Source organism: Shewanella sp. BF02_Schw (assembly GCF_014596695.2).
In the GTDB taxonomy this organism is placed as follows: Bacteria; Pseudomonadota; Gammaproteobacteria; order Enterobacterales; family Shewanellaceae; genus Shewanella.
In genome coordinates, this window is sequence record NZ_JABKAW020000001.1 from 272,496 (window position 1) to 287,020 (window position 14,525).

The following is a 14,525-nucleotide window of genomic DNA, read 5'->3' on the forward strand; positions in this document are numbered from 1 at the left end:
TACGTTTAAAGTAATCTTAATCCTGTCCATATTAATGGTAATAATAACGTTAAGCTTATCCAAAATAGGTTCGCGGTTTGTGTCACTGTGATTGCTTGGCTTATGTAGCGATGATCTGGCAAGGGACCCGCTTTTACTTTCGGTAAATCGACCCGAATTGTCTTACCATTTTCGATAAATTGCTGGGGGCCACCAAGCTCTATCTTCAATAACTTAGCCGCTAACGCATAACTGCTGTAATGATTATTCAATTGATTTTTATTGGCTTGAGCTGATATTGGCTGCGAAAAAATAGACCTAATACCCAGTTGCCCAAACTGAATCGCTAACGAGCAATGCCATAATAAGGTTGGTATGAAAAAAATTACCCGATTGAATTGGCCTACAAAACTCGAAAAAATGTGAAAATGTGGATGATATGGTGGCCAGCAATGTTCTAGTTGTCTTAACATCCGCACCACTAATGCCATGGTAGCGCCGCCTAAGCTAAAAAACAATATAGTCGCTAAGGTGCCGTAAATGGGAGTGGTAAAAAGTTTTTCAATGGTGGTTTTACTTAAACCGACTTCAGATAACACTTGAGTATTTTGACGTACCCATGGGGTGAGTAGTTGTTTTGCGTCTTGCTTATTACCGGTTTTTATTGCTGTAACGACCTTTTCAGCCACGGGTTTAAATGCTGAGTCGCATAAACAAAAATACAAGATGATTAGCTCAAAAAACCATGGGTAGGCGGCAAGGCTGAGTAAAAAACTGACGATAATCCCGCTAGGTACTATCAAAATAAGTGTGGCTAAAATCCCAGCGATAAGTTGTTGGCTCACAGCTCGGTCTGGGTGGTTAACCTTACTGGAAATTAATACCGCTAAACGGTTAAACCATAATAATGGTTGCAGCTCTCTAGGAATAGGAGCAAACCGAGCCAATATTAATGCGCAAAATAAAATACAACAGCTCTGAAGTAATCCGCCGTCTTGGCTCAGTAATTGAGGATTGAATAATTGATTGACCATAGAGACTCAATAATGTGCTGTTGTATTGTTAATGAAGCCTGCTTAGCTCGGCCCCATAGCGGGTCCGAGCTAAGTGTAGACCGATTACAGCTGTTGTAATAGCGCGATAACCATCATTGCTGAATGCATACCTGCTTTGATAATGTACGAGTCAAAATCAACGGGTGAGTCATTGTTTGCATTGTCTGATAGCGAGCGAATAACCACAAATGGCACGTTAAACTGGTGACATACTTGTGCAATCGCTGCGCCTTCCATCTCACAAGCTGCCATCGTTGGAAAGTTTTCACGCATAATTTTTGTGCGTACAGGATCGCAAATAAAGCTGTCGCCAGTACAAATTAACCCTTCAATTGCCTTAACTTCACCTAATTCAGCGACAGCACTTTTGGCCGCATTGACTAAGATGCTATCTGGCATAAATGCCGCAGGTTGCTGAGCCATTTGGCCAATTTCATAACCAAATGCTGTGACGTCTACATCGTGATGACGCACTTCTGATGAAATGACAATATCGCCAATTGCCAATGAATCGACAAAACCGCCAGCAGAACCGGTGTTAATCACATGGGTTGCGGCAAACTTTTCGATTAATAATGTGGTTGCAATACTGGCTGCTACTTTACCAATACCTGAGCGGGTCACAACCACGTCTTTACCGGCAATGGTGCCGCTAATAAATTCGATGCCAGCAATTGTTGTATGTACTGGTTCTACAATAGCTTGAACTAAATGAACAACTTCTGGCTCCATTGCGCCAATAATACCGATTTTCATGTGTAAACCTTAACTGAATAAGCAAATTCGAATGGGCGCTAATATACCATGAGCTCGATAAATTAGTGAAAACTGACAGTGATTTTATTGACCCATTAATTGGTTATTTGTGGCTAAACCTCGTGTTGATATTATTCTATTATGGCTAATTTAATCCATAGTAATTGGAAGTGATTGTTCTTTTTAACCTTAATTAATGACAGCACAATAACCTCAATCCAAGGCGCTAGCCTCAGGATTGCAGATTAAAGTGTCATTGACGTTATTTAGAGGGGAAATCATGCAACACGATATTATTTATTTTGTAGGCTCATGAAGTTGTGAGGTTAATTTTACTGCTGGCTTTGCGTGAGCAAATGATCGATTGCGCGAACCACATTGATACTGGCCTGTTCCATGGTTTCAAGATGAGCCAAAATAGTCGACTCATTACCCGACTGCATGGCTATAACAGCTGCTTTACCTGCACTGTGTACGGTTGTATGTGGTTGTTCGATAGTTTTAAAACTGGATAAACTGGCAAAATTTTGACCTTCGCCTTTGTAATACCATTTACCAAGTCTGCATTCAGTGTGGCTATTAACACTGGCATTTAGATCTTTATTTGCCAACACGCTGTATACATTACTTTTCCATACGCTGTGATCTAGTTTTACCGTGGTTAAGAAAGCAGTCATAGAGGCTTCTCCAATGACTCGTTTCATCACGCCTGAGCTTTGTAATACATCAGTCACCACTTGATCAATTTGTTCTGAAGATACAGCAATATCCCTAGAGCAAGTTTGGTTGGTAATGACTACATTCTTAATTTGTTCAGTTTGTTCAATAACTGTGGCGACTAATTTTTCAATATTAGCGCTGGCATCATGAGCATTACTGGCCAGTTGGCGCACTTCGCTTGCCACCACTGCAAAGCCACGGCCTGCATCACCAGCTCGTGCTGCTTCAATGGCTGCATTAAGAGCAAGTAGATTGGTTTGTTCTGAAATTTGCTGGATAGATGAAACTAAACTACTTATTCCATTAGCCGAAAGACTTAATTCTGCGGCAGTAGCCATGCTTTTTTCTGCATGGTCATTTAGATGCCCAGCTCGTTTTTTTAAGTTGCCAATCGCGACATGTGTTTGATTAAATAACTTATCTAATTCAGATAGCATTTGTTTTTCTTCGTCTAACTTAATTGAGTTTGCCAAGGTGGTGTCGCGAATATCATTGAGCATTGTTGCGCCCAGCAATTGTAAATTAGCGCGTGCGGTATCGTATTCAGATTGGCTATTAGAATGGTTTAATTGCTGGCTTAATTGCGTAATAGTCTGTTGTAATTGATTTAATTCATCTGAATGTTGCTGTTTATGAGTGACTAATTGGTGTTCTAAGTCGGCTATTTTAGTTTTCAAACTTTGGGTAAAACCGATCATAGTATCTTTATCCTTTAGCAATATATTAATAATATTTTGATAAACTATCATCGATTAATCAAGTGCTTCAGCAGTCACATATCACAAAAATGCATAATAAATACTTCTAATCTTTGACCTTTAACCGTACCAAGTCCTATTTATAAATTAAATAAGATCGTAGTATTATTCTGTTTATTGCTTAATCATTAGTGCTGGTCAAGAACAACGTAAACCGTTATTTTTTATGGGTAAACGGCATCCATAGCAACCCTGTTAACCAAGCGTTTTGTTTCGCGTTTTGGTATTCAATTAATCCTATGTCGATATCCTCGTCTGCTTTACTGGCCTTAGCAGAATAAGTACCAAATAGACGATCCCACCACACAATACTAAAACCAAAGTTGCTGTTGGTTTCGCACATTATTTGGCTGTGATGAATTCGGTGCAATATTTGAGTTACTAATACGGTTCTGACGACGCGTTCTAGCCTTGGTGATAGTCGGATATTGGCATGGTTAAATATGGCTAAACCATTTAATAAAATCTCAAATAAGATCACTGCACTGGCTGGTACCCCTAGTAGGATGATCGCTAATGCTTTAACCCCAATGCTGGCGATAATTTCTAGTGGGTGAAATCGCAACGCAGTCGTACTGTCGACATGAACGTCAGCATGATGAACTTTATGTAATCGCCACAATAATGGGACACGATGAAACAGCCTGTGTTGCCAATAAATAAGCAGGTCTAATAACAATAAGCTTATGGTGATGCTAGCCCAATCAGGTAATGCAATATAATTGAACAGTCCCCATTGTTGTTGCTGACAGTACAGTGCAATACCTGCTAATCCTATTGGTAATACCATTCGGGCTGCTATTGCTGAAATAACCAATATACCGATATTGCCTACCCAACGCGTAGCTGGTTTCGGTGCGTTGGCTCTATTGGGCAAATGCCTAGCAGGCAACCAAAACTCCAGTAAAAGCATGATTATCAATATCGTTAAAAATGCCCCGAGTCGAATGGATGAAATATCGTCCATCATGTTGATTTACCTCGTTGAGATTGATTAACTGAAGTGTTTTTTTTCAACGTATGATTTTTCAGAGTGTGATAGCCACCATGTATACGGGTGAAAATGGTAATTGCGCCTAAAAATGCAAAGCTATAGGCAAGTTCTGGGAAATAAGCCGGCCACAAACAAAATGCGACAAAGAAGGCGATGGTTTCGGTGCCTTCAGTTAAGCCGTTTAAAAAGTAAAAGCTCTTATTGGCAAATTGTGGTCGAGGCAGATTCAGCTTTTCGGCCGGTATGGCAAAGGCTAAAAAGCTTGAGCCTGTGCCAATGAATACGGTTAACAATACTGCCGCGGCTAAGGCATTTTCATTAGGGTTGGCCAAGGCGAATCCTAGCGGAATGGCCGCATAAAACAGAAAGTCGACACAAATATCTAAATAGCCACCTGCGGCACTGGTGTGTTTTTGGTGACGGGCAAGGGCGCCATCGAGTCCGTCGATAATCCGATTCAGTGCGATAAAAAACAAGGCGCCATACCAAAGTTGTAATGCCAGTAACGGTACTGCCAACATGCCTAAACCGAAACCGACCAATGTGAGCTGATCGGGATGGACATTCTTTTTGTCTAGTAGCAGCACAACTGGGGCTAACAGTGGCTTTATTACTGGGGTGATAAATCTATCTAACATGATGTCATTCCAATTAATCTCTTGATTATCTGTTCAATTTTTTAAAGTCGCGAGTTTGTTATGTCACGACTTATCTATTTTTTAGCTATCTGTGTATTACCTACATCAGTACAGTTGATTACAGTACTTTCTATTTGAGTAGGGTTTTAGTCATTTAGTACCACAACTCAAAGTGAGATGACTTTACCTTGAGCTGCATCAGCATCTGTTTGATCGTGAGTCACCATAATGGCAGGTAGCTGATGCTGGCGTATTTGATCAAATACTAATTGTCGGGTTTCTTGACGTAACTGACTGTCTAGCTTACTAAAGGGCTCGTCTAATAATATGGCTTTGGGTTGGCTAAGCAATACCCGCAGCAATGCCACCCTAGCTTGCTGACCGCCAGATAAACTTTGCGGGTCACGTTGTTCTAATCCACCCAGACCCACTTGGGTTAACGCTTCACTAATTGCGGCTTGTCGCTGTGCTTTGGGGCTTGGCGGCATGGCAAAGCCGATGTTTCCTGCCACGGATAAATGCGGAAATAATAATGGGTCTTGGTAGAGCAAACCAATATGGCGTAGATGACTGGCTGTTGTGGTGATATTTTGGCCGTTTAAATGTAACTGACCTTCAGCACTAAATCCCGCTGGCAACATGCCAGTTAACCAGTTTAATAGCGTTGATTTGCCGCTGCCAGATGGGCCCATAATAGTCAATATTTCACCGCCACGAATGGTCGCGCTTAATGATAATAAGTTTTGTTGCTGACGACGCAAGATCAGCCCATCAATGGTGAGTTCTGATGTTGAGGTGGTATTTGAGCCGTTGGCTGTACTCGCGAATGTTTGCATTATTATCCTTGTTGGTGGTGTTTGACTAACATTTTAGGCAATAGCCAAGCCAGTAAAAAACCTAAAGCTGGGAGGATCATTTGCATTAACGCATATACTGCACTGATCCTGCGGCTTCCTCCATTGGCGAGCGAAACAGCTTCAGTGGTAATGGTGTTGATGCGTCCACCACCAGTGAGTAAGGTTGGTAAGTATTGGCTAAAGCTAATGGCTAAACCTAATGCGCAAGCAATGAATATCGGCCCAATTAGCATGGGCAGTTTAATCCGGAAAAATATTTTTGCTTTGGTGGCCCCAAGACTGGCCGCAACAATACTAAAGCGTGGGTCTAAACGACGATAGCTACTGGCCAACGATAAAAACACATAGGGTAATACAAATAACAAATGGGCCAGTACCACATTGATAAAGGTATGTTGACTGTTTACTTGCTCAAGTAACCACACCAAACCAAATAAAAACGCGATACTTGGAATAAGCAAGGGCAGATAAATTAATACACTGCCCAGCAGCGATAGCGGTTTTCCGCTGTGCTGCTCCGCTTCTAAAGTGAGTAAGGTTAAGGTTATCGCTAGGGCGGTTGCGCAGAGGGCAATCAGTACCGTGTCGATAAGTGGCGTGTGCATTTGTTGCAATGCCGTTTGCCAGTGCAGCATTACAAATTGTTGCGGCAAGGCATCAGGGAAATGCCAAAAGCCAGCAAAAGACCACAGCAGCATTCCCACTAATGCCAAACCTATGATGGTCAACATTAAGGCGGTGATGACATGGGTTATCTTTTGGATGATAGCGCCGCCGTATTCGCGCTGGCCATTGGTTAACATCGATTGAGCGAATCGACTCACCAAGCGTTCCAGTAACCACCAGCAGGCTAATACGAATAACGTCAGTTGAATTTGTAATATCGCCCCCGCAGACGCTTTGATCCGTAAACTTAAATCCACGTCATGAAACCACTGCATAATCGCTACAGCCAATGTCGGCGGATTGTTGGGGCCTAAAATTAAGGGGATTTCTACACTGGCACTGGCGTAAGCCAATACTGCCAATATTGGCAAGCGTAAGTGAGGATACAGGCTTGGCAACACCACTTTTAAAAATGCTGTCATTGGGCAATAACCTAAACTCAATGCCACTTTATGTTGCGCCCGTAGTGTTTGCCCAAGGTCGGGTTGTGCTAATACGCCTAGCGCCATCAGCAATAAAAAAGGCAGTTCTTTTAAGGTCACGCCTAGAATAATACTCAGTCCCATCGCATCGTGTGGATATAGCCAATCGGGTGGTGCATCCCAACCACTTAACCAAGGCGATACCAAGCGAGACAACATGCCCGACGGGGTAATCAGAAATCCAATAGCAATGGCCGCGGCAGCATGAGGGATAACCAGAATTGGCCCTAAAAGGCGTTGAATATAACCCAGCCACGGGCTGGTAAAGTAACTTGCTAGGATCAATATTGTGATTAAAAAGGCCAACAAGGTGCTAACAAAGCTGGTGGTGATACTCAATAACGCCATGTGGCCAATGCCTGGTGTTTGCCATAATTGGCTAAAACCATTCAGGCTAAAATAGGTTTGATCCAGTGCTGGGATCCAACCAAATGCAGGCAGAATAACGCCAATTAACCCACCCAATACCGGGATCAGTAACAAAGCCATCATCATAAATGGACTGAAGCGCACAATTGGATTGAACAGCTTGGCTACCGTGTTCATTGCATCACTCCATAGCGTTGTAACCATAGCTTTGTAATAACCTTACTCCAACTTGGATCTGGCTCACTTAACGCTGGGCTGATTGCTTGGTTAGCAATAGTGGCACTGGGATGTGACTGAGCGGGTGGCTCAAACCAAGTTTGCTGTTCGGCTGTCAGCTTTGATAGTGCTAACACGCTGGTGTCGCCCCATATATTCGCTTGCTGTTTGTGTGCTTGAGCTTGTGGACTCAGTAAAAAATTGACTACCAATTTAGCGCTGTCCAGGTGAGCGGCATTATAGGGAATGGCGATAAAGTGAATATTACTCAAACTGCCATCTTGCATACGATAACTACGACTGCTGTCGGGTAATTCAAAACGTGCAACGGCCGCGGGAATTTCGGCGGCTGAAAAGGTAAACGCTAGGGCAATTTCACCATCGCCGATTAAGCGACGTAGCTCCATGCCACTGGACATAAAGTGTTGACCTTTGCGCCATAGATGCGGATGTAGCTCATCTAAATATTGCCACAATACCGGTAATAACAAAGCCTGGCTTTGCGTTGTTGCGGGTTGATAAAGCAGATTTTTAATCGCCCCAGGTTGTGAGTTGTTCAGTACAATTAAGGCGTACTTTAAAAAGCTGGTGGCTAAAAAGTCAGGTGGCTTAGGGTAGGTGAATCTGCCTGGGTGTTGTTTGGCCCATAGGCTTAGTTGTTGCAAAGTTTGCGGTGGTGATGTAGTCACTATGCTGTCGTAGTAAAACGTCAGCGCAGCTTTACCCCATGGTGCTTCCATCCCTTGTGTTGGCACGCCAAAGTCACGGGTCATCGCGGGATTGTTATCTGGATCGGTTAAACCAAAGTTGGGTAATTGCGTAACCCAATTTGGCGCTAGCAGTTGATGCTTGGCCATGGCGGCAAAATTTTCACCGTTAATCCACACTAAATCGACTTGGCCTTGATGATCATTGCTTGCTGATTTTTCGGCTAATACTCGGCTGACCGCTTCGCTGGTGTCGGTGAGTTTTACATGGTGTAAATTGATCTGATATTGCTGCTTAACTTGTTTCGCGGCCCATTGAATATAACGATTTATTTGCGGATCGCCACCCCAAGCATGAAAGTACACATCTTGATTAGCGCCTCGAGATTCAACCTCTGGCCATGATGACTTTGATGTTTGTGCTGTTTTAACTGATGCTTGAACTGATGTTTGAGCAGACTCGCGGATTGATGTTGATGTTTGAATTCGTGCTGACGGCTTGTCTGCAACATTTACAACACCGTTGCTAGATGCATTAGCCATACCAGCCCAAAGACTAGCAGTAAGCAAAAAAGCACTAAGCCCAAAGCTTACTGCAACCTTAGATTTTATAAGGTTGCAGTAAAAGGCTGTGCTAACGATATGCTGCCAGCGTAAATTAGCCAGCAACATTAAGTGACCAGTCATAATCTAAAAATTCAATATCAAGTTGTTGTTTTTCTGCCGCTTGACGCTGTGCTGGCGTAAGTGTCAGAACACCTTTATCACTATTAGAATAAAGCAGTAAAAACGCTTCAATCGAATGAGTGTTACGAAACCCTTTGGTAAAGTCATCGCTATACCATTTAAAGATAGAAGACAAATACAAGCTGTCTCCCTTGGCATAATTTCGGCTATTATCGGCAAGAAAACGTTCAGTTTGCTCAGTTAATTGCAGTTCGAGTTTAGCGCCTGTGTAGGCTTCTTCACGCAGTGCAGGGCAACCAATGCTGGCACAGTTTACCGCGAAGTGGATCCTTGGGTCGTTGTAACGATCGCTACCACGAATGAGTGTGTGCTCAATATCATTAAGGCTGCGGGTTTTACCTAATAATGGAATAAAACTTTTATCCCAAGGTGAGCTAAATAACCCGCCTAACTCTTTGATTGAGTCTATATCAGGGTATTTAGTTAAGATAAGTTCAACGGTCCACGCGTTGTAAGCATTGATTAAAAATGCCAATTGCGATTCTTTGTCCCAAGCATCAAATTCAGCTTGGGTTATCTGACTCAGTTGGTTGAGATACCTGGTCAATATGGCTCGATCTTGTTGTATTGCTGCGTAATCTATCGCGCTACTGTGGCCTGAATTAATCGGTTTAACATGACGGTTGAGTAAGGTGTTCCACTCATCATGTAGCACCATTTTTGTCTGGCTCTGCACAAGATGATTCGCATCAGAAAGCGCTTCAGACTCATCCACTGCAGCAATAGCCGCATTACTGCCAAGCAAGCTCAGCAATAGACCGACTGTCAGTACAAACGATTGAGTACATCGCGTTAATTTTTTCATTATCTGAGACCTACTTTGAGTTTGTAAGAACCGTTATCTCGAGTTATTTTCTAAGCGTCATAATCAAGAGCATTTACTTAAGTTTCATCTTTTTAGGAGCAATAATCTAAGGCCCATGTTCACGAGCCTTAGCGATTACTCTGTAGGGTTAGCCACGACGCCAAGTGTGGTATTTTTCTAACCAGCGCAATACGGTTTCCGGAGCGTGGTTACGCTTCCATTCACCCGCAGCGTACTTGTTGCCTTCAGCCCATGTTGGGTAACTGTGTATGGTGCCTAGAATCTTGTTAAGCCCTAAGCCGTGTTTCATTGCCAGCACAAATTCAGCAATTAAATCACCAGCGTGTTCAGACACCACGGTCACACCTAATATTTTATCTTTACCTTTAGGGGTAATCACTTTAATAAACCCTTCGGTAGCACTGTCGGTAATGGCGCGATCAAGCTCGGCAAAATCAAAGCGAGTCACTTCGTAATCAATACCTTGCTGTTTGGCTTCATATTCATTAATACCTACACGAGCCACTTCTGGATCGATAAACGTAGTCCATGGGATAACGCGGTAATCCACTTTGAACTTTTTCAAATGGCCAAACAGTCCATTGACTGCTGCGTACCAGCCTTGATGTGCTGCTACGTGAGTAAATTGATAAGGCCCAACAATGTCACCTGCCGCATAGATATTTGGGTATAAGGTTTCTAAGTATTCATTGGTGACGATAGTGCGGTTTGTTTCAATGCCTAACTCTTCTAACCCGTAACCGCTTAAGCGAGCACTACGACCGACTGCACATAATAGTTGGTCGTATTCTAACGCTAACTCTTGCTCTTGATGTTTAACGATAAGATATTTTTTACCGTCACGGAGTTCGCAGCGCAGTGCTTGGTGTGAGGTTAAAATATTCACACCACTTTTTTGCAAGGCTTGGGTCGCAAACTCAGACACTTCAAGATCTTCTTTGATCATGATGCGCTCAGCCATTTCAACTTGAGTCACTTGTGAGCCTAAACGGGCAAAGCTTTGTGCCAGTTCTGAGCCAATTGGGCCGCCGCCTAGTACCACTAATTTTTGTGGTGCTGTATCGAGTTTTGCAAACTCGTCCCACAAGGTATCACTGGTGACATAACCAACTTCTTCTATGCCTGGTAACGGTGGCACAAACGGACGAGCACCTGTGGCGATAACAATGCTGCGCGCGGTTAAGCGGCTGGTGTGACCGTCTGGGTGGCTAATTTCAACTGTCCATGGGTCAACTAATTTGGCATAGCCTTTAACTACGTCGACACCTAAGTTGGTGTAACGCTCAACACTGTCGTGAGGAGCAATATCGGCAACCACTTGATGCACGCGGGCCATGACTTTTTTAAATGAAAATTCAGGAGTACTGTCTTCTAAGCCGTAATGATGGGCGTTTCTTATTTGCTGAGCAATTTTAGCGCTCTTAATAATCGCTTTACTCGGCACACAGCCATAGTTTAAACAGTCGCCGCCCATTTCGCCGGCTTCAATTAAGGTCACTTTAGCTTTTACTGCGGCAGCAATATAACTGGTTACTAGGCCACCAGCACCTGCGCCAATCACAATCATGTTGCGATCAAATTTAGCTGGCTTGGTCCATTTGCTGTATACGCGACGTTTTTTGATCATGTTAACAATACCTTTTGCAATAATGGGGAATAAACCTAATAGTGCAAATGACACAATAAGGTTAAACGATAAAATGTTCGATAAGCTGTCAATTTGTGCCAGCTGGGTACCGGCATTAACGTAAACAAAGGTGCCTAAAAACATACCAACTTGGCTTACCCAGTAAAAAGTCCACGATTTAAAGGCGGTTACGCCCATCAGCATGTTGATTAAAAAGAACGGGAATATTGGTACCAAACGTAAGGTAAATAAGTAAAAGCCACCTTCTTTTTCAATGCCGGCATCAATAGCCGCTAAGCGCTCAGGAAAACGTTGTTTAATTGAATCCCTCAATAAATAACGCGACACTAAAAATGCTAGTGTTGCGCCGATGCTCGAGGCAAACGACGCAATAATTAATCCTTCGACGATGCCAAATAAGGCACCCGATGCAATGGTAAGAATCGCGGCACCAGGTAAGGACAATGCTGTTACTGCCACATACAATAAAAAGAACCCGCCAATAACCAACAAAGGTGACTCTTCACGTAATTGACTAAAGTCATTCATCGAGCTTTTTAAGCCCTCTAAGGTCAGTAATTGATGCAAGTTAAAGTGGAAAAATAATCCCACTAATGATGCAGCAATCAGTAATAACACAATTTTTTTAAACATAATTTATAGCCTTAAAATGAGTGCTGTAAGGTAAGGGTAGCGTTAACCGGTAGTTCAGGAAAAACCAATGTTGATCCGAAATAACCGCCTTCAAACACCGGACGCCAGTTCTTTTGGTTAGTCACGTTATTGACGTCAAGCCTTAAACTTGTTTGCTCGGTAAAATCATAGCGAGTGTTAATGTTAAGCGTGTATTGATCGCGAATATACACAGTCGCTAAATAGTCCAATGGGTAACTCTTGGTATATAGACCGGAGAAACCGGCTTTCCATTTCTCAGTAATCGACATTCCGCCATTAATTGTGAACGTTTGTTCAGGTAAGCCTTGTACACGGCGGTCCGACGGTGCAAATGAAGCGAAGTTTGGTGCGCCAATACCTGTGCCTTGAATGATATCGGGTCTTGAGTTATCAAATGTATCGGCAACTTGTACCGTATCTTGGCTACTGGCTGAATCATCATAGCGAGCGTCTAAATAACTGTAGCCCGCGCTTAACCAAAACGGATCGGCATCATAAAAAGCTTGGGCTTCAAAGCCTTTAGTGCGAATGCCGGTATTGCTGCCATCACGGTTACGTAGACTGCGTTTTTGGTCAAACACTGCAGCGTCAACATACCAAGCACTGTCCGTGGGTGAATATTTAATGCCCACTTCGGTTAAGGTATTTTCGGTGGCAAAGTTTTGGCTACTAATTTGGTTGTTGGCGCCTAACGTGGTGCCGCCAGCCATGCTGTTTGAAGTTGATTCGTTATAACTGGCACTGGCATAGGTAGTGATATCGTCACTAAGGCGATAGCTCAAACTGACTTGACCAGATTCAAGCATTTCACTTATCGAATCGCTAGCAGCAACTTGTCCTTGTGGGGCAATAGCATCGCGCGCATCTACATTATAAAAATCGGCACGATAACCTACGCTGGTGGAAAACTTATCTGTCCATTGGCTATTATGTTGAATGGCTAGACCGGTTTGCCAACTGGTTGAGTCAGTGGTGTCAGATAATGAAAAATCGCCGCTGCCATCGGCATTGGTATCGTATTGGGCGCCAGGTGACACAAACACACCAGGGCGCAGTTCAACTAATCGACCTTGTTGCTCTGCAGTAAGCGGAATACGGCGGTTTTCAATGGGGCCAGTTAAGTCGATAGGTAAGTCAGCTTCGGTGGTAAATTGACTGTAACCTAACACTTTGTTGTAGCGGATATCCACCGCAGTAATGGTGCTTTGAGCATCGCTCCATTTATAGGCTAATTCAACTCTGTTTTGTGCAGTATCTGCACCATCAATAATTTCAACAAAACTATTTTGAGCAATTTCTTCACGTTCTAAATGCTGATAATAGGTAATATTTTTAAAGGTCGCTTTATCGCTTAACTCACGCACATAAGTACTGTGAAGTAAGAAGGTTTGGGCGTTATTGATATTGTCGGGGTCGGTTAATACTTGGCTGCGATCTATCTCAACTAACCCTGTTGGCGATACGATAGCATTGGCGCCAGCAATAGTACTGCCGTTAGGTTGTACACCTTGACCTGTAACGTATAAACCGTTGTCGATTAATGCTTGAGTTGGACGGTTAATCCCCGCGTTGTCGGTAAACTCAACATCATAGTATTCGACATTAATGTCCCAGGTGCTGGCATCGTCTGGCAGTAAACGAAATGCCACAAAAATACTGTCGCTTTTAAAGCCTGAATAATCGTAGTAGCTGCCATTATCGATATGTTCTGCACTTAAGCGAACACCGCTTTGATTGGCGACAATGTCAGTGCCAACATCTATTTGAGCTCGGTAATGATCCCAACTGCCGCCAGATAGGGTGAGCTTATTAAATTGCTCGTCAGTAGGTGCGACTTTAGAATGTATGTTAACAAATCCACCGTTACGTTGGCTGGTGCCTAATAGCACTGGCGGCGCACCTTTTACCACATCAATTTGCTCGACAGCGTTAAATGACATGGGTACACCAAAGCCATTGTTGCCCGCTTGGCGACGCACACCGTCTTGATATAACTCACCTAACTGACCACGAATAGTGGGTAGGCTTGATGCGCCAAAGCCGCTGGCTGAATAACTGTTTGGGCTGACTTTTTGTATGTCAGATAAATCAGTGATGTTGAGCTGTTCAATCATTTCACTGGTGATAGGCGTAACCGAACGTGCGATATCTTTCAATGCTATTCCATCACCAAATGGGCCATCTACAGTGCTGTTTTTAGGTGACATGCCTTTATCGTTAATCGCTTTACCTGATACTTGAATGACTTCAATAGATTCAGGGTTTTCGGCTGCTGTAGCCATTGATGACGTTATTGATGAGTACAGGGCTAGGCTAATAGCGAGTGCGGTAAGTGAACGATTAGGATAACGATAAATAGGCATAATTTTTTCTGCTGTAATGAACTTGGTGAAAGAGACCTTGTTGTTAACAAGTTTATTTCAATCATGTTATGCCAATTTTCATTGTGTTAG

At 43.1% G+C, this 14,525-nt stretch carries 11 protein-coding genes; all 11 read right to left on the minus strand.

The annotated features are described in order from the left end of the window. Nucleotides 1-5 precede the first annotated feature (5 nt). Nucleotides 6-1,013, minus strand: coding sequence for a cobalamin biosynthesis protein (locus tag HNW13_RS01395; RefSeq protein WP_182744261.1), 1,008 nt, complete (start codon nucleotides 1,011-1,013; stop codon nucleotides 6-8). 84 nt (nucleotides 1,014-1,097) lie between these two features. Beyond that, entirely contained in the window at nucleotides 1,098-1,790 is a 693-nt protein-coding gene (locus HNW13_RS01400; protein WP_101088844.1) for a 5'-methylthioadenosine/adenosylhomocysteine nucleosidase, read from the minus strand. A gap of 332 nt (nucleotides 1,791-2,122) precedes the next feature. After that, nucleotides 2,123-3,208 carry a methyl-accepting chemotaxis protein gene (locus tag HNW13_RS01405; protein WP_192114389.1) on the minus strand — a complete coding sequence of 362 codons (1,086 nt, stop codon included), beginning with the start codon at nucleotides 3,206-3,208 and terminating at the stop codon, nucleotides 2,123-2,125. Nucleotides 3,209-3,425: 217 nt separating this feature from the next. Next, the gene (locus tag HNW13_RS01410) at nucleotides 3,426-4,238 is read right to left on the minus strand and encodes a sterol desaturase family protein (RefSeq protein WP_101088846.1); all 813 of its coding nucleotides are present in this window, start codon (nucleotides 4,236-4,238) and stop codon (nucleotides 3,426-3,428) included. Further along, nucleotides 4,235-4,900, minus strand: a complete 666-nt coding sequence (locus HNW13_RS01415) for a CDP-alcohol phosphatidyltransferase family protein (RefSeq protein ID WP_192114390.1) — start codon at nucleotides 4,898-4,900, stop codon at nucleotides 4,235-4,237. Before HNW13_RS01415 ends, HNW13_RS01410 begins: the two co-directional genes overlap by 4 nt. A 167-nt stretch (nucleotides 4,901-5,067) precedes the next feature. After that, nucleotides 5,068-5,736: an ATP-binding cassette domain-containing protein gene (locus tag HNW13_RS01420; protein WP_243756154.1), complete on the minus strand. Its 669-nt coding sequence runs from the start codon at nucleotides 5,734-5,736 to the stop codon at nucleotides 5,068-5,070. Nucleotides 5,737-5,738: 2 nt separating this feature from the next. Further along, the gene (locus HNW13_RS01425; protein WP_192114391.1) at nucleotides 5,739-7,451 is read right to left on the minus strand and encodes an ABC transporter permease subunit; all 1,713 of its coding nucleotides are present in this window, start codon (nucleotides 7,449-7,451) and stop codon (nucleotides 5,739-5,741) included. Further along, nucleotides 7,448-8,740 (minus strand): ABC transporter substrate-binding protein, encoded by a 1,293-nt coding sequence (locus tag HNW13_RS01430; RefSeq protein ID WP_192114453.1) that lies wholly within the window; start codon nucleotides 8,738-8,740, stop codon nucleotides 7,448-7,450. Before HNW13_RS01430 ends, HNW13_RS01425 begins: the two co-directional genes overlap by 4 nt. Before the next feature lie 115 nt (nucleotides 8,741-8,855). Then, a complete protein-coding gene (locus HNW13_RS01435) occupies nucleotides 8,856-9,602 on the minus strand; it encodes a DUF547 domain-containing protein (protein WP_243756202.1) in 747 nt (248 codons plus the stop codon). Nucleotides 9,603-9,897: 295 nt separating this feature from the next. Further along, nucleotides 9,898-12,051 (minus strand): bifunctional TVP38/TMEM64 family protein/FAD-dependent oxidoreductase, encoded by a 2,154-nt coding sequence (locus tag HNW13_RS01440; RefSeq protein ID WP_192114393.1) that lies wholly within the window; start codon nucleotides 12,049-12,051, stop codon nucleotides 9,898-9,900. A gap of 11 nt (nucleotides 12,052-12,062) precedes the next feature. Then, nucleotides 12,063-14,354, minus strand: a complete 2,292-nt coding sequence (locus HNW13_RS01445) for a TonB-dependent receptor (RefSeq protein ID WP_243756203.1) — start codon at nucleotides 14,352-14,354, stop codon at nucleotides 12,063-12,065. Nucleotides 14,355-14,525 lie beyond the last annotated feature (171 nt).